This is a genomic window from Sporosarcina sp. resist (assembly GCF_014302295.1).
Classification (GTDB): Bacteria; Bacillota; Bacilli; order Bacillales_A; family Planococcaceae; genus Sporosarcina; species Sporosarcina psychrophila.
This window is the reverse complement of sequence record NZ_CP060287.1, coordinates 4,748,204-4,771,511: the sequence shown is the minus strand read 5'-3', so window position 1 is coordinate 4,771,511 and position 23,308 is coordinate 4,748,204. Positions and strand designations below refer to the sequence as shown.

Below are 23,308 nucleotides of genomic sequence, written 5' to 3'. Positions count from 1 at the left end.
GGGGGTAGAGAAGATGACTACAGCAAAAGAGACTACAGGGTCATTAGTTGAAAAGGACCGGGAGAACGTTTGGCACCATATTTCTTCCTATAATGAAAAGAACCCACCAATGGTAGTGGAGAGTGGGGAAGGAGCTTGGATTACAGATCATAATGGCAATCGTTATCTAGATGGAATGTCTGGACTATGGTGTGTGAATGTCGGTTATGGTCGTGAGGAGCTAGCGCAAGCTGCCTATGATCAGATGAAAAAGATGGCCTATGCACCGATGACCCAAAGTCATGAGCCTGCTATTCTGCTTGCAGAAAAGTTGAATGAAATGCTTGGTGGTGACTATAAAATATTTTACTCAAACAGCGGATCCGATGCGAACGAAGTAGCGTTTAAACTTGCGCGTCAATACCATCAGCAAAATGGGGAACCGTCACGCTACAAATTCATTTCCCGCTATCGTGCGTATCATGGGAGCTCCATGGGGGCACTGGCAGCAACAGGGCAAGCACTGCGGAAATACAAGTATGAGGCACTTGCACCGGGGTTCTTGCACATCGCCCCTCCGGACAATTACCGCAGACCTGCGGGACAGTCAATTGAGGAGTACAACATACAACGTGCCCAAGAGTTTGAAGAGAAAATCATTTGGGAACAGAAGGAAACAATCGCTGGGATTATTATGGAACCGCTTATTACAGGAGGCGGTATACTCATCCCACATCCAATCTACTTGGAAAAGGTTCAGGAAATCTGTACACGCCACGGTGTACTGCTAATTGTTGATGAAGTCATTTGTGGATTCGGCAGAACTGGGAAAGACTTTGGTCATCAGCATTTTAAGTTGAAACCGGACATTATTACGATGGCAAAGGGACTAACGAGCGCTTACTTGCCACTTTCGGTTACGGCTATTCGAAAAGATATTTATGAAAAGTTCGATACAGGAGAAGATAACAGTCATTTCCGGCATGTTAATACATTTGGCGGGAATCCTGCGGCTTGTGCAGTCGCGTTGAAGAATCTTGAAATCATTGAGAGAGAAAATCTTGTTGAACGGTCGGCTGAGCTTGGCGAGCGCCTTCGAAAAGAGTTGGCTTGCTTATTGGATCATCCTTTTGTTGGCGATATTCGCGGGCTCGGATTCTTGTTAGGCATTGAACTTGTAGAGAACAAAGAAACGAAAGAACCTGCTGCAAACGCCCGTGTTGCGAAAATCATTGGCGAATGTAAGGCGAATGGACTTATTATTGGAAGGAACGGCGATACAGTTGCTGGCTATAACAATATTCTAGCGCTAAGCCCACCGCTGTCTTGTACCGATGAAGACGTGGACTTTATTATTGCGGTTATGAAGAAAGTGTTCAATGAAAATGCATGAGTTAGGATGAGATTTTTAATCTTGCTAAACCAAAAACGGAGAACCTCCAATTATAGGGGTCCTCAGTTTTTGGTTTTATTTTTTCTAAAGACCATTGAAACGCGCTTCTCGCTACGCTCTTTCATACGCTGAAAATTCTCGAGATGTTTCCAAATGGCGATTGCAAATAACAAAGTTGCTATTACGACTGGCCAGTATCCGTCTGCCAATACTGCCATCGCGATGAGCGTGACGTAGAGCATCAGCACACCAAACACGAGAAAGTCTGTTACTAGCGCTACGACGACAAATAATGCAAAACCAATGAGCCCGATCTGCCAGTCGATTGCAAGCAGTACACCAATTATTGTCGCTGTTCCTTTTCCGCCGTTAAAGTTCATATAAAATGGAAAGTTATGGCCAATAACGGCTGCGGCGGCTGTAAGAAATAAAAGTAAAGCCACAAAGGCTTCTGAAAATCCTGCGTTTTCTGCGAAATAGTGCACAAGTAAGACAGCTCCTGCACCTTTACTGATATCGATTACTGCAACTAATGCGCCGAACTTCTTCCCGAGAACAATGGTCGCATTCGAGGCACCGGCATTTTTCACACCGGTTTCTTTCAAGTTAACGCCGGATATTTTCTGCGCAACAACTGATCCATGCAGGCAACCAACTGCATATCCCCATAAGAGCACGCCTACAATCCATAACCACATATCAAGTTCCTCCTAAAATAACGGTAGTCTAAGTGTAACATTCCACATAGACACAAGTTTCAGAAATATTATTCGGTAAACTATTGACAAAGTATTGAGATATCTACTATACTATGTCACAAGATGGAAAACTGAATATCACAAACTCTTATCAAGAGCGGCGGAGGGAATAGGCCCTGCGATGCCCGGCAACCAGCAAGTGACTAACTTGCAAAGGTGCTACTTCCTACAGATTCGTGCGAACGGTCTGAAAGATAAGGGGAGGAATAAGCGAAAGCGTAACCCTCTTCTTAAGCGAAGGGGGTTATTTTTCATTCCAAAAATACCCCTAACGTCTCCGCCCATTACAATCACATCCATCTAAAAAAACTCTGGAGGTAATGACGATGACAAAACTTCAACCCGAAACACTTCTTCTGCACGGTGGACAAAAACCGGATCCTGTAACAGGTTCACGCGCAGTTCCAATTCATAGAACCTCATCTTTTGTATTCCGTGATACAGAACATGCTCAAAAACTATTTGCACTACAAGAAGCAGGCAACATCTATACACGAATTACAAATCCAACTGTTGCAGTTTTTGAAGAGCGTATTGCGCTTCTTGAAGGTGGTACGGCGGCAGTTGCATTCTCCTCAGGTATGGCAGCTATCGCTTTCTCTATCTTGAACGTAGCTGGTGCTGGAGATGAAATTGTCGCAGCAAGCAACTTATATGGCGGTACTTATAATTTATTCGCCGCTACACTTCCGCGCTACGGTATCAATGTAAAGTTTGTCGATGCAACAGATCCTGAAAACTTCCGTGCAGCAATTACAGATAAAACAAAAGCAATATTCGCAGAAACAATCGGTAACCCGAGTCTTCATGTACTCGATATTGAAGCGGTTGCGGACATTGCGCATGAAAACGGTCTACCGCTTCTTATTGATAGTACATTTGCTTCGCCATATGGTTCGAATCCTATCGAATTTGGTGCGGATGTTGTCATCCATTCCGCTACAAAATGGATTGGCGGACACGGTACCACGATCGGTGGAGTTGCTGTTGATGCGGGTACATTTGACTGGACGCAAGGGAGGTTTCCTGGCTTCACAGAGCCTGATGCGTCATATCATGGTCTCCGTTACGGAATTGATACAGCAGCGGCGGCATTTGCGACTAAACTACGCGTTCAACTATTGCGTGACTTCGGACCTTGCTTAGATCCAGATAGTGCATTTAATTTCCTCCAAGGACTTGAAACACTGCATTTGCGTGTGACAAGACATAATGAAAATGCCGTTAAAGTAGCGGAGTTCTTGAAAAAACATCCATCTGTCGAATGGGTAACATATACAGGCAACGAAGATCACCCATCTTATGACCTTGCGAAAAAGTACTTGAAAAACGGCTTCGGTTCCATTATTGTATTTGGTATTAAAGGTGGACGGGATGCAGGCCGGAACGTGATTGATAACGTCAAAATCTGGTCGCATGTTGCGAATGTTGGGGATGCAAAATCACTAATTATCCATCCAGCTTCAACGACGCATCAGCAGCTTGGGCCTGAGGACTTGAAAAAATCAGGTGTGACTGAAGAATTGATTAGACTATCGGTGGGCCTTGAATCCGCGGAAGATATTATTGCAGACCTTGCACAAGCAATCGAACTAGCGGTACCAGTAACAGTATAATTTTTTGGTGACAAGAAAGGGCGTGACAATCGTGGAGACGGGGATAGTGGAAATCGGGCATCTGGTATTGGAATCAGGAGTCGTCTTGGTAAATGTACAGCTTGCCTATGAAAGAACGGGCAGGTTGGATGCACCCCATGTACTTGTTTGTCATGCCTTGACAGGAAGTCACGTGACAGTTGGAACGGATGACTATCCGGGTTGGTGGAGCGGTCTTGTCGGCAAAGGAAAAAGTATCGATACAAATGAATTATCCGTTATCTCTTTTAACGCACTTGGCGGAAGTGACGGATCAACAGGACCGTTAACTGTAAATCCGGACACAGGCGAGCTGTATAGAAATTTATTTCCAGAAGTAACGATTCGAGATATGGTGCATGCAGAACGGAGAGCGCTGACGGTATTAGGTGTCAATCGATTAAGGGCGGTCATCGGGGGTTCGCTCGGTGGCATGCGTGTACTGGAATGGGGCATTATGTATCCCGAGGGTATGGATATTCTTTTCCCGATGGCGGTGACACCACAATTAACTAAAATTGGGAACATGGAATCTCCTTTTGGGAATAGCAGAAATGACATGGAGAGCTTCTACCCCTTAATCCGTGCCATGAATACGCATGACATCGGCCGTGGTCGAGGAGGCGTTGAACTAGCTTCCTGCCTGATATCTGCAAAAGTGGTGGCGTTTGCGTTTACACACGATCCGATGTTTCCGACGGATGAAATTCGAACGTTCGCCTATATGATTCCCAACTCTATATATTGTTTGGTCAATACAAAACATGGCTATGAAAGTTTTTTAACGGAATTTGAAAAATGGGGACTCATCATCAAACAGTCCATGGAGGTGGCGTTATGGCGTCAATCAAAGTCGCTCTACTTGGCTTCGGCACTGTAGGTGAAGGGATTTATAGGATTTTGAATGAAAGGAAAGAAGAGATTAAGCGGGAAATGGGCTGTACAATCGACATTGTTTCCATTTTGGTCCGGGATAAGGAGAAAGAACGTCTAGCGACACCTGGAACGAAGATAACGGATGACATTCAAGAAATCCTGTTAAATCCGGACATTGACCTCATATTTGAGGCGATTGTTGGAGAAGAACCCGCTTATACGTTTCTTTCGGATGCAATAGAAAAAGGTTTTCATATAATAACTGCGAATAAGACCATGTTTGCGAAACATGGTCCGGCGTTACTAAAACATGCGGAGTTCCGTGGAGTTTACGTTGGGTATGAAGCAACGACGGCGGGTGGCATACCGATTATCCGTACGGTGACAAACTTGTTACCGACAGACCGGGTGTTACGAATTAGAGGTATTTTGAATGGCACTTCCAACTTCATCTTAACGAAGATGCGGGAAGAGGGAATTCCATTTAAAGCCGCGCTTCACGAAGCACAGACGCTTGGCTATGCGGAAGCGGATCCGACGGACGATATAAGTGGCAAAGATGCCTTTCGGAAACTGATGATTTTGAGTGCACTTGCATTCGGTACGCAACCAAATTGGCAAGACGTTTCGGTTGTTGGAATCGACAAGATTACTATTGAAGATGTGGCGGATGCATCTAAGGTTAAGCTTCGTTATCGGCATGTCGCTGATATTTTGATTGACGAAAAGGGGACATTGCACGGAAGTGTTGGCCCGGTACTTATCGGAACTCATCATTCGCTATATGGTGTCGAAGGTGTGGACAACGCAATCATCGTTGAAACTGACTATCTCGGTGCCTTAACACTTGTCGGTCCGGGTGCAGGTATGTACCCAACGGCAAGCGCAATGGTCGGAGACTTCCTTCAAATGATTGGAAAACGTGAAAAGGTTCTTGTTAATAGTTAAGAAAAAGCGATTCCATTTATGGAATCGCTTTTTCTAGTTATTATTTTAATTTCATCAACTTTAATTCGGCTTTCAACGCTTTGAGCAACGCGACAACCATGAGCAGCATGACGAAAGAGAAGGGCAATGCAGCGATGATGATCGTGTTTTGCAAAGCGGTGAGGCCGTTGACAGATAGCAAAATGAGCGCAATTGTCGATTGGATAACGCCCCAAATGAGCTTCACATTATTCGGCGGTGTCAACGAACCATTCGTTGACTGCATGCCAAGGACAAATGTTGCTGAATCGGCTGAAGTAACGAAGAACGATACAATCAATAAAATTGCGAAGACTGATATCATGAACGACATTGGCATAACATTGAACATTTCGAAAATCGTCAGTTCTGTACTGGATTGCGTCAAGTCGACAAGCCCTTTTTTCTGGATATCAATCGCTGTCGTTCCAAACGCTGAGAACCAGAATGTAACCAGCAAAGTAGGTGCAGCAAGTACGCCAATCATGAACTCCCTGATTGTACGGCCTTTTGAAACACGGGCAATGAACATACTGACAAACGGTGCCCATGAAATCCACCATGCCCAGTAGAATATTGTCCAGTCGTCAAGCCATTTCCGGTCGGTAGAGTCCAATGGTGCTGTACCGAAACTCATTTGGACAAGGTTTGAAAAGTAGCCGCCAAATGAATCAGTGAACATATTGAAAATGAGTAATGTCGGTCCAAGAACGACGATAAATCCAAGCAGTGCAAGAGCAAGGACTAAATTTGTATTCGATAAATATTTTATGCCCTTACTTAATCCTGACCATGCAGATGCAACGAACAGGACCGTGACGATTGCGATGATGACAAATTGTGAAAAGATATTGATCTCAACACCAAATAAGTAGTTTAGGCCTGCATTAATTTGAACAGCGCCGAAGCCGAGTGATGTAGCAACGCCGAATGCTGTTGCGAAAACGGCGAGTACATCGACGAGAGTACCCCATGGTCCAACCATTTTTTCACCGAATATCGGCTTCAATGTTGCTGAAATTAATCCCGGTTCCCCTTTGCGGAACTGGAAGAAGGCTAAAGATAGCGCAATGACTCCGTACATGGCCCATATGTGAATCCCCCAGTGAAAGAAAGATTGACGTAAGGCTTCTTTGAAAGCAGCATCCGTATTTGGATCTTCCGAAGCAGGACTGATTGCAAAGTGTGATAATGGTTCAGCGGCACCATAAAAGACTAGGCCGATACCCATCCCGGCGGAAAACAGCATGGCAACCCATGTAACTGTTGAAAACTGCGGACGGTCCGTATCTTTTCCAAGCCGGATTTTTCCGTATGGACTGACGATGAAAAAGAAACTGAGCGCTAACATAAATGACATGAGCAGCATATAGTACCAACCGAAAGACGACGCAACAAAGTTTCGGACATTCGTTGTAACAGCCTCAAAACTTTCAGGTGCAAACGCGCCATATCCGACGGTCAAAATAATCAGACCAATTGTGATGTAAAAGACATTTGAAATTTTCTTCATAATTCCCCCTCGTGGAGCTGGTAATTTGGAAACAGCTTCTTACTATACTAGCAAAGCATATTGAAAGCAACCAATCGATGTATTTAGTATTTTCTCTTATAGCGATTTCCATACCTTTAACGGAACGATACCCTATCTTAAATAAAACAAAACCGGCTGAAAATCCGTAGATTTTCAACCGGTTTTTCAATCTTCATCTTTGTTTTTCAATCTTCATCTTTAATGTCACGATCGGGTGGAATAGGTTCGTTCCGCCATTCATCGATTTGGTGTTTTAACATTTCGAGCTGTTCTAAATAGAGTCCAAACTGATCTTTGTTAATAAGGAATTTTTCACCATCATGGACGGAACGGATGCGACCTTCCCGCACGTACTTTTCTACTTGTTCGACAGGCATACCTAGATGTTCAGCGGTTTCTTGGATTGTTATGTACATCGATCCATCTCCTTAAAAAATCCCTCTATTTCAATCGCTAACAGTGAAATGGAGGGGATGGGTTATGTTAAATAAGTTTTTCGAATTTCAAACGTTTATTTAAAATCATCATAATCGGAATCCCGATAGCCATAACGACGAATTCACCTATTGCGACTGTTAACCAGGTAAGTAGGAAAGGCAGTTCTAATGCTAGATTCAACTCGAAAGCAATGATGAACATTGTAAAGGTGAAAACAAGCGTGTTGAAGACCATTCGCTTGAATATTCCAGATATGAATTTAGCAGAGAAAATCGTAATTGAAAGGGCTAGGATTGATTGGCTTACCCCAAAAAATAAGTCATACATACCAAGTGGGGAAAATAAGTTTGTCACAAATACACCAAGCACAATTCCAAATATGAGCTTTTTATTGAACACGACAAGATGGTTGAACATCTCAGGGATTCTAAATTGGATGGCTGAGTATGCTAATGGTGCTATTAATAGGGAAACAGCTACATATAAAGCGGCGATAATCCCGCTAATGGCCATTGTTTTTATTTTCATTATTCATTTCCTCCTAGTTTTTTTAGCGTGGGATGGTTGACGAACCACGTGTTAAAAAGCCTGCAATCCAGTGTATCATAGTGTTTTTGATTCGTACATGTCAATACATGTGAAAAATGAAGAAGTAAGAATTTGGATAGGATAAATATCGATGTTCGAAGTCTTGTTGCAGCCATGGAATAGCTGGATATAAATGATTGAGAAAAGTGTAGGAAAGATGAATGTGGTTAATTAGGGCAAGGGAAAAGAGCTATCAACCTCTAGGGGAAATAGCTCTTCTTTGGGAGTTTAATGAATTCTCTAACCTTTCTGATCTAAAGGTTTGTTCGCTTTGCCATCCAGTTCCGTATGGCAGTAATAACTTCTTTTAATTCCATCCCGCTGTCCGTTAGCTCATATCCAACTATAGTAGAAGAAGGCTCAAGTTGTTTTTTTGTAACGAGGCCTTCTTTGATTAATTCATTCAACCGTTCTGTTAAAAGTCGATCTGATATCCCTGGAATACCTTCAGTGATTTCATGAAAACGCTTGGGTCCGGACATTAGTGTATAAATAATTACCCCCATCCATCTCTTACCAATAAATTCAATTGTATCGTGAAAGTTGTTGCAGACATGTGATGAATTCCCACAATTTTTCGGTTGATTCACTAGTCGAACCTCCATTCTGCTTTATCTTTCATCTATCTTAACATGTATCGTTAGGGTTGACATAACAAACTTACTAATGGTAAGTTGAATGCAGGTACTTACTATTAGTAAGTTTTAGAAAGGGAGGCAATACAATGACTACAACATTGAACTCACATTTATATAGTGTAATGAAGGACAGAAAATCGGTAAGAGTGTTCGATCCGAACGCTACAATCGCAAAAGAGGAAATTGCAGAAATGCTGAAGCTGGCAACAATAGCTCCTTCATCTAGTAACCTGCAATCTTGGAGTTTTATAGTTATCCAAGACCCCGAGGTGAAGAAAGAACTGCAAGTAATTGCTAACAATCAAGTCCAGGTGGGGGATTCATCTGCCGTTATCGCTGTCTTAGGTAATATCGATGCGTATAAAAAGGTGGAGCAAATCTATACACAAAATGTTGCAGAAGGTCATATGGATGAGTCGATTAAAGATCGTACGATTGCCAGTACGAATGCGGTCTATCCAACTATTCCAAGAGAGGCAAGAATGAATATCGCTTCTTTCGATGCAGGGCTAGTTTCTATGCAATTGCTGTTGATTGCCAAAGAAAAAGGCTATGATACTTCAACAATAGGTGGCTTTGATAAAGTGAAATTTGCTGAGAGATTCGACCTTCCTAGTGATCAATTCCCAATTGTACTGATTGCCTTAGGAAAGGCCGCTGCCCCGGCATACGGGTCTTCCCGCTTGCCTTTAGATGAAGTTGTGCGTTTTATATAAGAAATTTATTGCCCGGGATGCTACATGCATTTCGGGCTTTTTTGTATACAGATTTTTAGTTTATATTAATAACAATTATTGACATTATGTTAAGTTGTATTTATGGTTAATACTAATTAACTGTTAATCGGAACGAAAGAAGGTGTTGTAATGGATTCTAGGTTATCTAACAATATGAAAGAGATTATTAAACGTAGAAGAGATGGATTGCAATCAGATTCCGAATACCAAGATGTGATTGAAAATAGGCATCTGTAAAACAAGTGAGCTAACGACAAGGTTACGAATTACGTCAAGTACTGTAAGCCAATTATTAAACAGACCTGAGAAAAATCAATAAAGAAAATCGTAGGGAATTGAAAATAAAACTCGATCAATTAAGAAGGATAGCCTATTTCGAAAAACTTACATAAATTGAGCAAACGATTAACGAAAAGTAGTAGGAAAAGTTAGGAAAAGTTAGGAATGAAGGATATTCAGGAGTTACATCGTATATTTCAAAAGTTGGAAAACATTATAACTCAAAAAAAGTGAGGTGGATAACATGGTATATAAAAGGGAATCAATCCATATTGTATGGCTAATCTTATTATTACTTGTTTTGGCTTCTAATTTTGCTTTATACCGCTCTTCCTTTGGGCTTAACCTGTTGCCTACAAAAACGAATGGTGTCGTGCTAGGTTCCATCCTTGATTTAACCATTGTGGCACCCGTTTTATTTTTAGCTTGGCAACGTAAAATGAGTTGGAAGTATCTCATTGTGTTGATGGCTGGGGGCCTTATGGTTGCACGCTTTATGATTCCGATGGAGTATTTAGCTCCTTTTAAGACGATTACGTTAGCAGGTTTTGTAATAGAAGGTGCACTCGTTTTACTTGAAGTTCTGTTGTTAGTAACTCTTTTTAAATATTTACCCGAAATCATTCAAACGGTGAAGAAAAGCCCTTTACCACTTTTATTTTCTTTCTCTCATGCAGTGGACGAAAAGGTAAGAAAGCATCCGATTATTCAAGTGATTTGTTCGGAAATGCTCATGTTTTATTATGCTTTTTGTATTTGGAAAAAGAAACCGCAAGAAAAAGACAATACGTTCACACTCTACAAAAAATCAAGTTTAATCGCCTTTCAAGTGATGATGATCCATGCAATTGTGATTGAAACAATCGGTATTCACTGGTGGTTGCATGACAAATCATTTATTTTATCGCTTATTCTGCTAGTGATAAACATCTACTCAGTCCTGTTATTTTTAGGTGATATTCAAGCACTACGCTTCAATCCTTTGCAGATAGAGCATGAAAGTATGTATGTTTCTCTAGGTTTGATGAAGCGTATGGAAATTCGATGGGAAGATATTGAGGAGATAATAGAAGACCCTGATGTATTGGAACAAAAATTTTCGAAGAATACGATTGATTTTATTGCACGTGATTTTGAGAAAGTGTACCCGAGTGTCCTATTAAAGTTGAAATATCCAGTAGAAGCGACACTGTTGATGGGGGTAAAGAAATTCTATGATCAAGTAGCTATTCGAGTAGATGATTCGGAGAGGTTTAAAGAACTGGTGAAGCAAAAGTTATGAAGATAGATGTTGTATCTCACCGGTTTAGCTAGGTTCGTATAATCACTTGTGGATTCAATTAAGTAGAATTAAGGTATTGGAAAATTTGATTTATGTGGTATCTTCTACTGTAGAGAGAGTAAGGGGGGATCACTTTGTCACAACGTATTTCATATCTAGTCGTGCTGGTAGGTGCGATACTTTGGGGGACGACTGGCACAGCCCAAACATTCATGCCGCAAACGATTCATCCGTTGGCAGTTGGGGCATCGAGGCTTGCTATAGGGGGTTTTTCGTTACTAGTTATTTTGCTCATTATGCGTAAAATCGATTTTCGAAATTGGCCTTGGAGATCTACCCTGTATGCAGCTATTTCGATGGCCATTTTTCAGTATTTATTTTTTTCTTCTGTCAGATTAACGGGGGTTGCTATAGGCACGGTCGTCACAATCGGAAGTGCTCCAGTTTTTTCTGGAATCATTGAATGGTTACTAGCAAAACGCCGTCCGACTCGGGTGTGGATCATGGCGACAGCACTTGCAATTATAGGCTGTGCACTGCTCTTTTTAAATAAAGATGGAATCGTTGTAAATCCAGTGGGAATCGCGATGTCACTTGGGGCTGGATTGTTGTTTGCCTTTTATACACTTGTCAATAAAGACGTACTAGACAAGGTAGATCCTGTGCCTGCTGTTGCGGTTATCTTTTCGATGAGTGCGATAATGCTCATGCCATTCTTGTTTTTATTCGAAACGGAAGGGCTTATGACGGGGCGTGGAATTTCTGTTGTGTTGTATCTTGGGATCGTCACAACCAGTGTGGCATATATCCTGTTTTCTGCCGGATTGAAACGGATACCTTCATCGTCAGCAGTCACCCTGTCACTTGCTGAACCACTTACTGCTGCTATATTGAGTGTGATTGTTGTAGGTGAACGACTGACAGGAACGTCGTGGATGGGTATTGCGATGTTGCTTGGTGGAATTCTTGTGTTGACGTTGAGTGGTAGGAAAGTGAAGGTTTGAACAGTCTTTTTGTTTTTGAAATTCAAAATACAGGAAGCTTTAAAGGCTTCCTGTATTTTTTTGATTTTTCGATTTGGAATAAAGCTTTGTAGCGATAAAACCGACCAAGATTAGCATCGTTGCTAGGATTCCACCTTCTAGGCCGAATGCACCACCAGTCAGCCAATCATGTCCCTCGGCTAGTTCAACGCTATAGATGCCATTTGGTGCTGTACCGCTTACCGCAAATCCAAAAATATTCCCTTGGAAGTAGTTCCACGTAATATGATAACCAATCGGCAGCCACAAACTTTTTGTGGCGTCAAACATATAAGCGAATAAAAGCCCGACCAGTGCAATATTCATTAATCCTAAAAGACTTACATTTGGATTTGCACCATGGGCGATGCTGAAAATTAAAGCGGATGCTACGTAGATAACCCACTTTTTATTTCCCCTACTTGCCATGGTGGACATGACATATCCTCTAAAGAACATCTCTTCAAAGATTCCGACAAGAATAAATAGAACTAGAAAAGTAATCGTAAATATTGAGAAATGAGGGTTTGACAATGAATTAAGGAGTGTCACATTGCCGGTCGCCATCAATACAATAAAAATAAAGATAATCGATAATGCACCAAGAAACAGTCCAAACCATAAGTCTTTCAACGAACCTCTAAAGCCGAGCTCTTTCATGGAACCCTTATTTATAAAACGCCATAGTAAAAAAGTAATCACTATTCCACCGACTGTACCACCGCCTTGCATTAAAAGGGAAATCCAAGGGTGTGAATCGAAAGCAGTTTGCATATCGAGATAACTAAATCCCTCACTAAAAGGTGCTTCAGTGAACATCAATAAAAGAATCCCAGGAAGTGAGAATAACTGTTGAACAATTAGCATGGCTATAAAGGTTAGTAAAATAAGCCAGCCAGCCCTTACTTGACCTGATTGGTTTTTAAACATCTTATCCCTCCCAATTTCCACTGTTTTCATACCGAATAGTCGTGAGCTGTCTGTCGCGGTTGTGCTTGCCGAATGGCTGCAAGTAGTAGAAGAAACATGATATCCATAACTAAGGCGCCCATTGTCAGCATGAATGTAAGTGTGATCCATTGGTCCTCAGCTATATTCATGGAAAATGACATGAGCATAAGCACGGATAAGTGGATAGCTATATAAAATGTATAGACACTTTTCGTCTGGTTTATCAATGCTTGATTAGCATAGTCATTGACAATACTTTTTAGAACAGCGAAAAGAAAATAGGCGACAATCAGTTTTAGGACGAGTAAAGCAAGTGAATAGACTTCCCAAATACCGAGATAATGCGCAGAAAGATTAACGAAAATTGCCGGGAAAGAAATGACTATGCCTAGTCCAGCTACGATTCCTGCTTTTTTTGCATGAGGATATTTATCGATAAGCATGAAGCATCCGGAGTAAATCAAATAATATCCGACAGGGTCAGCTAGCCAATCAAAACCAATATGGACCCGGAAAAAAATGAAAAGATACCCCCAGAACATATACCTTAATGCTTTATCCATTGGTATCCCCCTTTGTTTTCTCCTTGATAATTGCATTGACATCTTTTTGTTCCAAATAAGGACGCACAATAAGACCGCCTACTGTAGAAAAAGGCTTACCTGACTCGGTTGTTCCCGAAATATAGATGTTCACATCTAACACAGCTTTAAAGTCTGCGGCGAACTGGCTGTAGACACTTATTCTTTTACTTTTCTTTAAGTTCAGTGGGAATTGTATATTTTGCAAATCTAGTCCGGGTAACCTGCTCCATTCTTGGTCAAGAAACTTTTCATAGGTTCGTTCAGGTAGTGAAGGAGTGGAGGACGAATTTATTTTAATAAAGAAATTATCCTGCAAAACGTCTTGAAATGAGCTTTTAATCATTTCGATTGTCAGTGGTTCTAGAGCCCGATAATGATAGCCATCCCCACTTGAACTTACTTGTTCGAGAGGGGATTCTTCAATTACACGCGGTCGAATCGTCACGATACCAATAGGAACAGTTATCCTATTTCCAGCAGAAAATGAGACATCTATTTCTGTAAAAGAATAATTTTCTGTATGAGTGGTTGGGTCAAAGTTAAACCTCACGTTGGTACTACGTAAAACATGGTGATTGAATACCTGGTTGTTTTGAACTTGTTCATCGAAAAAATAAGAGTCTTCTGGATAACCGATTAGTTCGCCGGTAGAAACAGATGAGACAACTGATGAGTTATTTTTGTTCGTTAAATAATAAAATGTCATATAAAAATCATCCTGATACTCCGCATCGATATAGTGGTCCAAGAATATGGGCTCATCGAGTTGCTTTGAGTAAGCATAAATGGAATTCAACATCCAGCTTATGCCGATTAAACTTAGCGCCACCCAGAAAAATCGTTCTTTCATGAACTCGCCCCCTTCCATCTAGTATATCAAATGGATAATATATCCTCTACGTTACTTAGGCGATATTGGCATTCATTCAAATATGAAAGTTTAACAATCATATTTTTTCTGGTAAAGAAAGTTAAGCTAAAAACACATCTTAAGACTTTCTTCATAATTACAATTGGTAAATGTTAAGATTTGGCGGGTACAATTGGTATCATAGAGTTAAGAAAAGCGAGGTGCGGAAGATGGCGAAGTTCACGGTGTTGGTAGCGGATGACGATCAGGATATCCGTGACGGGATTGAAATTTATTTAAAAAATGAAGGATACGACGTACTAAAGGCGGCGGATGGCAAAGAGGCGATCGAGTTATTGGAGTCGAACGACGTCCATCTTCTCATTCTCGACATTATGATGCCGAATATGGATGGTATTACGGCGACATTCAAAATTCGGGAAGTGCGCAATATCCCGATTATCATGTTAAGTGCAAAAGCGGAGGATTCAGATAAAATTCACGGTTTGTCTGTGGGAGCCGATGACTATGTGACCAAACCGTTCCATCCAATGGAATTGATGGCACGTGTGAAGTCTCAATTACGTCGATATATTCAATTTGGTACATATGACGGTCAGAAAAAAGTAGAAATCGACGGACTTGTTCTTGATGAAGAGGCGAAGGAAATAACCGTCGATGGTGATGTAGTAAAGCTGACTCCTATCGAATACAAAATCACAGAATTACTGATGAAGAATGCAGGACGTGTGTTTTCTATCAGTGAAATCTATGAACGGGTTTGGAACGAGGCGGCGTACAATGCTGAAAATATTGTCGCAGTTCATATTCGTAAAATTCGTGAGAAAATCGAAGCAGATCCGAAAAATCCAAGGTATGTAAAGGTGGTATGGGGCATTGGTTACAAAATCGAAAAATGATTATACTACTTTCTGGTCGATTCTTGCAATTGTTATAGCGGCACTGAGTATTGGTTACTGTTTCTCCTATATCATCGACTTGGTAGGCAATGGTGTGGAGCGTTCTAGTCGGGCCATCGCTTATCTCACACGGCTGATGAAAGGGAGTGTATGATGGTGAAAAAGAAATATGGTATACAAATTGTTGTGTGGACTTCATTAGCGGTATTATTTTTAACGGCATTGCTTTCAGTGACAGGTGGCAACTTACGTTATATTGGTAAGAGCTATGTAGAGTCGAATGATTTTCAATGGGAAATGAATAACTTTTATGGAAATCTTACTCAAGCTGTTTTGAATCCGATTGATATAGAAGCGGAGAAAAAACAGATTACAGTTACTAAATCCGAAATCGAAGAGCATCGTAATTACTATGGTACTCTTTCTGAGCAGATTGGTAATATTGAAGTGCAATATACGCAACGAATCACCGATGCGGAAGCGGTGAAAAGTGAAAAGCTGAAAGCGACATTGATAGAAGAGCGCGATGCGAAAATTGACGACATTCGGAAGAACTTTGAATCGGACGCGCATGTAGAAGTAAAGATCCGTGCAAGTAAAGAGAAACAGCTAGAAGAAGAGTTGCAGCGACGCATTCAGAACACCGAGGAAAATCTTTATTTTCCTGTTGTTTATGAGTTAACGGATAGTCAAACGGGAGAAAAGTTCACTTCAGGAGATATCCATGTTACGACGGGCTATAAAGAGACTTTTAGTGCGGAGGAAGGTTATCTCTTTGCGGCGCCTGATCAGTTGGATGACTTTTATTATGATAGTTATTCGTCAGAGGCATATGAAAGTGGAGTTTCGGCGTTCAGAGATACTGTTTCAACCGTAACAGAAGAGACTGCGTCAGAGCATGCACAAGACGCCGCTTTGGAGTCTACTCAGCCACAAACTGTGAAGAAGTTTGAGGGGACTGTAGTTGTACCGCAAAGTGCATTGCAGAAAGGTTCTCTGGGTAAAAATGTAAAACAATATAATCAAAAACAGTTAATTTTATATGTCCTTTGGACGCTTGGTATACTTGCTTTAGCGACTTTGCTGACAGTTATACGTTTCAACAAGGAATGGGTCACGACAAGCTATTATGTAGAGAGATACCAACGGCAGAAAATTGACCTGAAAGCAGCATTGCTATTGCTTTCAGCTAGTGCTTTTTGGGTTTTATTAGGGAATGCTGTAGGCCGCTATGTTACATTTTTTACTCATTATAGATTAGAATCCGGAGTCATTCTCGGAATGACGCTTGTCATTTTAATGGTCTTCCTATGGGCGATAGTATTCCAATTGGTCCTACTTGTAGAGCGTGTAAAAGTTAGGGGAGCGCTAATACAGGATATTAAAGAGAGTTACAGTATGAGGTTCATACTTGCGTGGCAAGGGATGTTCTTGAATCGATCCATTGGTATTCAAATGTTCCTACTGTTAATTGGCTTTTTCCTAGCAGGTATCGGACTTTGCATTGTCCTCATCCAACCTATATTAATTATGATTTATATTCCGCTTGTCTTGTTTGCTGGATTGCCATTCCTCTATATCTTTGTGAGAAGAACAGCGTATTTGAATCGCATTATGGTTGCTACGGAAGCGATGGCGAATGGGAGATTGCACAAAGAAATTGATATTGAGGGGAAATCGCCACTAGCGGAACACGCTAAGAATTTGAATAATCTTCGTGAAGGTGTCCATATTTCTGTGACTGAACAAGCGAAAAGCGAACGCCTGAAAACAGAACTAATTACGAATGTCAGTCATGATCTCAGGACTCCATTGACATCAATTATTACCTACACGGATCTCTTGAAAAAGGAAGACATTACAGCTGAAGAACGTACAAAATATGTAGACATTTTAGACAAAAAGTCACAGCGTTTGAAGACGTTAATCGAGGATTTATTCGAAGTGTCGAAAATGGCAAGTGGTAACTTGGAGCTTAACAAGCAGCGTGTTGATATGACGCAATTACTCCAACAAGCCCTTGCAGAGCACGAAGAAGAAATCTCGAAATCAGGACTGGATTTTAGGGTGAATTTCCCTGAAGCTGCACTCGTTGCCTATGTGGACGGGAAAAGATGGTGGCGCGTATTGGATAACTTGATTGTTAATGCCATCAAGTACACATTGCCGGGTACCCGTGTTTATATTACGCTTCGAAAAGTAGGGGATACGGCCGAATTCGTCGTGAAAAATGTGACGAAGTATGAGCTCGGTGAAAATATCGACGAATTATATGAACGCTTTAAACGGGCGGATACATCACGCCATACAGATGGTTCAGGACTTGGTCTTGCGATTGCGCAATCCATCGTTGATTTGCATAATGGGAATATGAAAATCGAAGTAGATGGGGATTTATTCAAAGTAACGGTCGTCGTGGCGGCGGTTTAACAAATAGATATACAAATAATAAGCTGTATGCAAAGCCCTTATAGAAGGGGAATGTGTACAGTTTTTTTGTCATGCGGCCTTATTCAATAGAAGTACATGATATAGACACCGATAAGTAGTACACCAATATCTGCACACATGTGAATCGTCCAAGAGGGCAAAATTGTTCCGCTTTTTTCATTGGCAAGTTGAAAGATAACTCCACCAACCCAGAGCCCTGTCACAGCGAGTATAAGAAGAGCTGAGCTGAACCATGGAAGAAAAATTGAAATATGATAAATGGCAAACAGGAATGACGGTAAAATAAACCGAATCCGAGACTTGCCAACAAGATTTGGCAACAGACCGCGGAAGTAAAATTCCTCTAACATCGAATTGCCGAACAGTATATAGAGAGCGATGAACGGGAATGTTGTAGTCGTTATACCTGCACTAGCAAGGTCAACTAGAAGTGCAGCAATATCTATGAAAGGCTGTAAGATGATGAACGCCGCAAAGATAATCCCCATAATCGCAACTCCAGAACCAATCGCAAACAACATGCTTTTTCGATCAGTTTGGACCAAGCGTAAGAATGGGAATCCCGTCTTGCGGAATAATAGGAGTGGGACGAGCAGGAATAGAGTCACTTTCGCCGCGGTTTTCCAGATGTATGTAACTTCTACTGATTGTTCGATCCACAGTAGAAAAGTGATGCTGAATAACGATAAAATAATTCCCCGTATCATAGTAGATCCTCCAATCATTGATTCAGTATTGGACGACCAAATAATGTCTAAAGTTTCATTAAAATTAATAAAATGGAAATATGGAAAGGGAGCGCTTATCAAGCGCTCCCTAAGAAAAAAATAATACTATATATGTTGACCAAATAAATACCAATATAAATTGAGCGAAGGCGCCTTTTAAGGGGGAGCCAAAGTCATAAGACTGGCAGCATCCCCTAGCGCAGTAGCAAATTCAGTGGTTTCTTTATTTCAACATATATAGCAAGTATGCTGGTACTAGATGCACAACATCCTTAATTAACCAATGAAGCAAGCACCGATAATAATTAACAGGATGAAAAGCACAATAATTAACGCAAATGAGCTTCCGCTCTCATATCCTCCGTATTGACCCATTGTCAACACTCCTTTCATGAATGGTCTAATTTAGCTTATGCAAATAGATTACTAGGCACTAAGTACAAACGCCTTTACGACTGCCAAAGAAATAATTGCTTTTGGTTATTTAGAAGAATAGTTTAGCTGACAAGTAGATGGATAGACGTGGTAATTGGAGTGGCCATCCTGCTGTCTAGTATGGGATTCTACTTGCTTGTTTAATGAAATGTGTTGTATCATTAGTTTAAAATATGGGAATAGAATCACTATTCGAAGAAGGAGGATCAATAGATACTATGACAAAATCAGATGGTAAGTACCCAAACAAAGAAGATCTTGAACCGAAAGTGAAAGGGGTAGCTAATTCCGATGAGCTTCCACTCGCGGATCCATCCGATTCGAATACATCGGATGTCTTTAGAAAAAACACCTTGGACAAGACTGGTGAGAATGAACAGTCAGCATACGGAACATACAAAACGGACACGGGTTATAATAAGCCAAGGTCGGGCGAACAATACCCTTTTGGTGAAAAACATCAAGAAGATAACAAGTTTGATCAAGAAACACACGAAAAATGGAATAAAGAGAAACCGAACGAAGATCCATTTAAACCATAACTTAGTAGCGGTCGTCCCTTTGTGGAGCGACCGTTTTGATTTGTAGATAAGATGCGGTAGAGTAGAAGAGAAGCAAAGAAAGGGATGATTGTCATCGAAACAATGAATCAGTTAAAATTCACACGTATTTATACACTTGGCCGTCTTGTAAAGTCAAAAGCAGAAGCTTGGGATGCACAACCAACAGGATTCAATAACACGATTCGTTGGAATGCGGGTCATATTTTTGTAACGATGGAAACACTCATTCAAAAAGCGGTGGAAGGTTATGAACCTGTCCATCCCGAATGGATCTCTCTTTTTGTGTCGGGATCAGGCCCTAACGACTGGGAAGGAAATGCTCCATCAACAGACGAGCTCCTCGCGGCATTAGAGGAACAACCAGAACGTGTCGTTAAAGCGCTCGAAGGTAAACTAAGCAATACGTTACAGGAACCGATGTCAATTGGACCCTTGCATACAATGGTGACAGTTGAGGCAGTCGTTCAATTTGCAGTGTGGCATGAAGGCGTTCATGCAGGCATGATTAATGCTTTGAACCGTTTGGCTTCAGAATAATTCATTAAAAAAAGCAGTCATCACACGTCCGTTTTAATCTGACGTAAGATGACTGCTTTTCAATTTACTAATTCATGCTTAAATGCATAAATGACTGCTTGTGTCCGGTCTTGCACTTCTAGTTTAGATAATAGATTGCTAACATGTGTTTTCACTGTTTTCAGTGCAATAAATAAATCATCTGCGATTTCCTGGTTCGTTTTACCTTTCGCAAGGTGCAATAATACTTCAAGTTCACGTTCCGTCAACTCATCATGGGGCTGCCGTTCATTGCCTGCTCGCATTTTGCGCATCATTTTTGTTGTGACTTCAGGTTCCAATACTGTTTGTCCTTTTAATGTTTCACGGATGGCCTCTGCAATTCGCTTCGCATTCGATGTTTTTAATATATAGCTGATTGCGCCTGCTTCAAGTGCTGGATATACTTTGTCATCATCTAAAAAACTTGTCACGATAACGATTTTTGCTTCCGGCCACTCCTTAATGATGGCAGCAGTTGCTTCGGCACCGTTCATTTCCGGCATCACCATATCCATCAATATAATATCGGGGCGTAACTCAAGTGCTTTTCCTACGGCTTCGCGCCCATTTACCGCTTCGCCGATGACTTCCATATCCGGCTGAATCTGTAGATAGGCAGAAACACCGATTCTCACCATTTCATGGTCATCCACTAACAGGATCTTGATCATTCGGTCCATCTCCTTTTCGAGCAGGTAATTTCACTTCCACAATCGTCCCTTGTGAGGGAACGGAAACGATTTTGCATGTTCCACCGATTTCAATTGCACGTTCTTTAACGTTTTGCAGACCATATGAGCCGCCTTTTCCATCACTATCTTTGAATCCGATACCATTATCTTGCACCCGGAAAATTGCGAGCCCGTCTCGTTCCACAAATAGCACATCGACTTCCGTGGCTTGTGCATGGCGCAGTGTATTGGACAGCGTCTCCTGCGCGATTCGGAATAACTGATCTTCCGCACCTTTTGATAATGTCACTTCTTCCAAACGGAATCGGATATCGAATAGCACTTTTTCCCTTAATTCAATTAATAGCTCTTCAAGTCCTTCGGCAAGTGATTTGTTATTCAAGGGCGCCGGTCGTAAATGGAGTAGCAAGGCGCGCATTTCCAGTTGCGCCTGTTGGACGATTCGCTCGACTTGGAGTACCGGTTTTTGTGCGATAGCAACTTCGTTATTTTCCGTAATAGCGGATAATAGCATCGATGCGGCGAACAGTTGCTGGGATACAGAATCATGTAACTCGCGCGCGAGTCGCTGTCGTTCTTGTATAATTCGTTCTTGGATAAGTTTGTCTTGCTCCTCCGCACGCTCATCTATGATCCGTTGCAGACTTTTTCGCTGCGTATGAATGACCGTTGATACGGTCCCGATTGCCCGGTCCATACGGGGAGAGAACTTCTCGATTGAATCAGTTTCTAGCTCAGTGTCGATCAACCCTGTTATTCTTTGCTCGATTGCTTTCTCTTTTGAACTTCCTAAAAAACCCGTCCATATAGCGATTCCCCAGGCAAGCAAGAAAATAGTAGTCAAAATCCACAAGCCAAGCGAAACATTCGCAAATTGCAATTCATAAAACGCAAACCAACTTTCCTCTATTGGCAAACCAAGAAGAAAATAGATGTACACCGCTGCAATCGCAATAAATAAAAATGATAAAACAAGTCCGCGTCCGATGACTGCCTTCATTTTCGTGTCACCTCGACATCTCCGCCCCAAGTGGAAAGCGTAATGATAAGTTCAGGGGAATCAGCAGATTTTCCTTCATAGCTATCTTTCATATGGAGCGATTCATTAATGAGCCGTTTTCGATAAATATTGAAAAGCTTAACATCACCGATTAATGTCGTGTAATGAATGCGTACGGGAATTTCGTAAGGTAAGTCAATTTTTATTTTTCCAATACCTTGCCTAACAGAAATTAAAGAAGTTCCTTTTGGCAGTACTGTATCCGTTACATCGATGTGAATATCACCAAAGAATCCGTGGATATGGATGTCCTCCCATTCATAAGACGCAAAGGGGGATGACTGGACGGAAAATAGTTTGTTTTTCCAAATTCCGTTGGGCGTTTCTCGTTGAAGATCTTTGAGAGGACGCATTATTTCCTCTGACGGCACGCCCTTCCATAGTTTTACGAGGACGTAGATGATGACGGTGAAAATGAGCATCCGTAAACTCCACAATGTGAAAAGTGCCATTGCGATAAAAAACAGGCCTGGTAAAAATAGCAGCTTCGATCGTTTCCGCAAACCGTAATAAATTAGTCCGGCACCAAGAAGGACGAACACGATATTGCCGTTATGAAAGAAAGCTGCCTCGACAAAAATGAGTAGCAGGAAAGTTAGCCCCCAAAATGTGATTTTGCTTGTATCGATTCGTTTCATTTTGTTATTCTCCATTCTTGAGGTCAGATTATCTGTAAATAAGAAAAAAGGTACACAACCTAAGTACACCGATTCCTGCGGCGATGGTTGCATACCTGCATCCTACAGTCTATTTTACACAATTTCTACTTCTTTTGCGGATTCTTTCTCTAATGTCTCAAGGCGACGGTCCATTGATGACGTTTCGTACTCACGTTCAATCTTTCCGCCAAGGTTTTCGATATACTTTTTCATATCGCCAACTGATGCCATTTTACTGTCTGCATTTTCAGGAGAGATGATTTGATCCATCCGGTGATGGGCGCGGGTCACATTCTCTTTCCCCATCAATTGCAGCTGACGAACTTTCATATCTTTCACTTTATGTTTCATTTCCTCGAATTTACGCTCCAGTGAAATTAATTCATAAGCCGTTTCCATAACGCTTTCCGAAAGTTCTGCTGCACGCGTATCGTACGCAGCAATTTCCTCCTCGGCAAATGCGATTAAGTCTTCTTCACCAGCAGTTTGTGCAAGTTCAAGCTGACTACGACGTTTTTCTGACATTTTTTCAGCTTCTGCCAACTCTTTCTGCAGTTCTGTTTTTAGTTTGCTTTGACGTTCAAGCAATTTCCCAATTGATTCGGTCTGTTTTTCTGCCTCGCGGATGTATTGATTTAACATGGCAATTGGATTTTTGCTTTCCTTTTTGTCGAGCACCGTGTGAAGATCTGCTTGTACCGAGTATTTAAATCTATTCCAAAGTGAGTTCATA

Annotated in this window: 25 protein-coding genes and 2 riboswitches; of the genes, 11 read left to right on the top strand and 14 right to left on the bottom strand. The window is 41.4% G+C overall.

The window, feature by feature from the left end:
- The first annotated feature begins 13 nt into the window (after positions 1-13).
- The gene (locus H7992_RS22905; protein WP_187046141.1) at positions 14-1,372 is read left to right on the top strand and encodes an aspartate aminotransferase family protein; all 1,359 of its coding nucleotides are present in this window, start codon (positions 14-16) and stop codon (positions 1,370-1,372) included.
- 62 nt (positions 1,373-1,434) lie between these two features.
- On the opposite strand, the gene H7992_RS22900 is transcribed toward H7992_RS22905, so the two are convergent.
- Positions 1,435-2,070 (bottom strand): glycerol-3-phosphate acyltransferase, encoded by a 636-nt coding sequence (locus H7992_RS22900; protein WP_067213576.1) that lies wholly within the window; start codon positions 2,068-2,070, stop codon positions 1,435-1,437.
- A gap of 145 nt (positions 2,071-2,215) precedes the next feature.
- A riboswitch (SAM riboswitch) is annotated at positions 2,216-2,331 on the top strand.
- Between the two features lie 125 nt (positions 2,332-2,456).
- Here H7992_RS22900 and H7992_RS22895 point away from each other — a divergent pair.
- The 3 genes from H7992_RS22895 to H7992_RS22885 are packed head-to-tail and all read left to right on the top strand — an operon-like array spanning position 2,457 to position 5,588.
- Positions 2,457-3,746 (top strand): O-acetylhomoserine aminocarboxypropyltransferase/cysteine synthase family protein, encoded by a 1,290-nt coding sequence (locus H7992_RS22895; RefSeq protein WP_187046140.1) that lies wholly within the window; start codon positions 2,457-2,459, stop codon positions 3,744-3,746.
- A 31-nt stretch (positions 3,747-3,777) separates the two neighbouring features.
- Positions 3,778-4,644 carry a homoserine O-acetyltransferase family protein gene (locus H7992_RS22890; protein WP_187046139.1) on the top strand — a complete coding sequence of 289 codons (867 nt, stop codon included), beginning with the start codon at positions 3,778-3,780 and terminating at the stop codon, positions 4,642-4,644.
- Positions 4,602-5,588, top strand: coding sequence for a homoserine dehydrogenase (locus H7992_RS22885; RefSeq protein ID WP_187046138.1), 987 nt, complete (start codon positions 4,602-4,604; stop codon positions 5,586-5,588). The genes H7992_RS22890 and H7992_RS22885 overlap by 43 nt, the downstream gene beginning before the upstream one ends.
- Before the next feature lie 40 nt (positions 5,589-5,628).
- Here the strand turns inward: H7992_RS22885 and H7992_RS22880 are convergent, their stop codons facing one another.
- The 4 genes from H7992_RS22880 to H7992_RS22865 all read right to left on the bottom strand — a co-directional run bounded on the left by H7992_RS22880 (position 5,629) and on the right by H7992_RS22865 (position 8,756).
- Entirely contained in the window at positions 5,629-7,119 is a 1,491-nt protein-coding gene (locus H7992_RS22880) for a BCCT family transporter (RefSeq protein WP_067213572.1), read from the bottom strand.
- Positions 7,120-7,325: 206 nt separating this feature from the next.
- The gene (locus H7992_RS22875) at positions 7,326-7,556 is read right to left on the bottom strand and encodes an excisionase family DNA-binding protein (protein WP_067213571.1); all 231 of its coding nucleotides are present in this window, start codon (positions 7,554-7,556) and stop codon (positions 7,326-7,328) included.
- A 67-nt stretch (positions 7,557-7,623) separates the two neighbouring features.
- Positions 7,624-8,106, bottom strand: a complete 483-nt coding sequence (locus H7992_RS22870) for a QueT transporter family protein (protein ID WP_067213570.1) — start codon at positions 8,104-8,106, stop codon at positions 7,624-7,626.
- 7 nt (positions 8,107-8,113) lie between these two features.
- Positions 8,114-8,160, bottom strand: a riboswitch (PreQ1 riboswitch).
- Positions 8,161-8,420: 260 nt separating this feature from the next.
- Positions 8,421-8,756: a winged helix-turn-helix transcriptional regulator gene (locus H7992_RS22865; RefSeq protein ID WP_231885738.1), complete on the bottom strand. Its 336-nt coding sequence runs from the start codon at positions 8,754-8,756 to the stop codon at positions 8,421-8,423.
- 134 nt (positions 8,757-8,890) lie between these two features.
- On the opposite strand from H7992_RS22865, the gene H7992_RS22860 reads away from it, so the two are divergent.
- The 3 genes from H7992_RS22860 to H7992_RS22850 all read left to right on the top strand — a co-directional run bounded on the left by H7992_RS22860 (position 8,891) and on the right by H7992_RS22850 (position 12,106).
- A complete protein-coding gene (locus H7992_RS22860) occupies positions 8,891-9,520 on the top strand; it encodes a nitroreductase family protein (protein ID WP_067213568.1) in 630 nt (209 codons plus the stop codon).
- Positions 9,521-10,064: 544 nt separating this feature from the next.
- A complete protein-coding gene (locus H7992_RS22855) occupies positions 10,065-11,102 on the top strand; it encodes a beta-carotene 15,15'-monooxygenase (RefSeq protein WP_067213567.1) in 1,038 nt (345 codons plus the stop codon).
- A 134-nt stretch (positions 11,103-11,236) separates the two neighbouring features.
- Positions 11,237-12,106 (top strand): DMT family transporter, encoded by an 870-nt coding sequence (locus tag H7992_RS22850; RefSeq protein ID WP_187046137.1) that lies wholly within the window; start codon positions 11,237-11,239, stop codon positions 12,104-12,106.
- 39 nt (positions 12,107-12,145) lie between these two features.
- Here the strand turns inward: H7992_RS22850 and H7992_RS22845 are convergent, their stop codons facing one another.
- The 3 genes from H7992_RS22845 to H7992_RS22835 are packed head-to-tail and all read right to left on the bottom strand — an operon-like array spanning position 12,146 to position 14,509.
- A complete protein-coding gene (locus H7992_RS22845; RefSeq protein WP_255428527.1) occupies positions 12,146-13,054 on the bottom strand; it encodes a CPBP family intramembrane glutamic endopeptidase in 909 nt (302 codons plus the stop codon).
- Between the two features lie 26 nt (positions 13,055-13,080).
- Positions 13,081-13,638 (bottom strand): hypothetical protein, encoded by a 558-nt coding sequence (locus H7992_RS22840; RefSeq protein WP_067213565.1) that lies wholly within the window; start codon positions 13,636-13,638, stop codon positions 13,081-13,083.
- Positions 13,631-14,509: a hypothetical protein gene (locus H7992_RS22835; RefSeq protein WP_187046136.1), complete on the bottom strand. Its 879-nt coding sequence runs from the start codon at positions 14,507-14,509 to the stop codon at positions 13,631-13,633. The genes H7992_RS22840 and H7992_RS22835 overlap by 8 nt, the downstream gene beginning before the upstream one ends.
- A gap of 230 nt (positions 14,510-14,739) precedes the next feature.
- Here H7992_RS22835 and H7992_RS22830 point away from each other — a divergent pair, with 230 nt between their 5' ends.
- Both H7992_RS22830 and H7992_RS22825 read left to right on the top strand, forming a co-directional pair.
- Positions 14,740-15,429, top strand: coding sequence for a response regulator transcription factor (locus H7992_RS22830; protein ID WP_067213561.1), 690 nt, complete (start codon positions 14,740-14,742; stop codon positions 15,427-15,429).
- A gap of 156 nt (positions 15,430-15,585) precedes the next feature.
- Entirely contained in the window at positions 15,586-17,859 is a 2,274-nt protein-coding gene (locus tag H7992_RS22825; protein ID WP_187046135.1) for a sensor histidine kinase, read from the top strand.
- 83 nt (positions 17,860-17,942) lie between these two features.
- Here H7992_RS22825 and H7992_RS22820 read toward each other — a convergent pair whose 3' ends face one another.
- Together H7992_RS22820 and H7992_RS22815 are read right to left on the bottom strand one after the other, a co-directional pair.
- Positions 17,943-18,587: a CPBP family intramembrane glutamic endopeptidase gene (locus H7992_RS22820; protein ID WP_187046134.1), complete on the bottom strand. Its 645-nt coding sequence runs from the start codon at positions 18,585-18,587 to the stop codon at positions 17,943-17,945.
- Between the two features lie 297 nt (positions 18,588-18,884).
- Positions 18,885-18,983, bottom strand: a complete 99-nt coding sequence (locus H7992_RS22815; RefSeq protein WP_156476121.1) for a YjcZ family sporulation protein — start codon at positions 18,981-18,983, stop codon at positions 18,885-18,887.
- A gap of 278 nt (positions 18,984-19,261) precedes the next feature.
- On the opposite strand from H7992_RS22815, the gene H7992_RS22810 reads away from it, so the two are divergent.
- The gene (locus tag H7992_RS22810; RefSeq protein WP_067213558.1) at positions 19,262-19,585 is read left to right on the top strand and encodes a hypothetical protein; all 324 of its coding nucleotides are present in this window, start codon (positions 19,262-19,264) and stop codon (positions 19,583-19,585) included.
- An 84-nt stretch (positions 19,586-19,669) separates the two neighbouring features.
- Positions 19,670-20,143 carry a DinB family protein gene (locus H7992_RS22805; protein WP_231885736.1) on the top strand — a complete coding sequence of 158 codons (474 nt, stop codon included), beginning with the start codon at positions 19,670-19,672 and terminating at the stop codon, positions 20,141-20,143.
- Between the two features lie 59 nt (positions 20,144-20,202).
- Here H7992_RS22805 and H7992_RS22800 read toward each other — a convergent pair whose 3' ends face one another.
- The 4 genes from H7992_RS22800 to H7992_RS22785 form a co-directional block, all read right to left on the bottom strand.
- Positions 20,203-20,835 carry a response regulator gene (locus H7992_RS22800; RefSeq protein WP_067213557.1) on the bottom strand — a complete coding sequence of 211 codons (633 nt, stop codon included), beginning with the start codon at positions 20,833-20,835 and terminating at the stop codon, positions 20,203-20,205.
- On the bottom strand, positions 20,810-21,856 hold the full coding sequence (locus H7992_RS22795) for a sensor histidine kinase (RefSeq protein WP_187046133.1): 1,047 nt from the start codon (positions 21,854-21,856) through the stop codon (positions 20,810-20,812). Before H7992_RS22795 ends, H7992_RS22800 begins: the two co-directional genes overlap by 26 nt.
- Positions 21,853-22,554, bottom strand: a complete 702-nt coding sequence (gene liaF, locus H7992_RS22790; protein WP_187046132.1) for a cell wall-active antibiotics response protein LiaF — start codon at positions 22,552-22,554, stop codon at positions 21,853-21,855. The genes H7992_RS22795 and liaF overlap by 4 nt, the downstream gene beginning before the upstream one ends.
- 114 nt (positions 22,555-22,668) lie before the next feature.
- Positions 22,669-23,307 carry a PspA/IM30 family protein gene (locus H7992_RS22785; protein WP_067213554.1) on the bottom strand — a complete coding sequence of 213 codons (639 nt, stop codon included), beginning with the start codon at positions 23,305-23,307 and terminating at the stop codon, positions 22,669-22,671.
- Position 23,308: the final 1 nt, after the last annotated feature.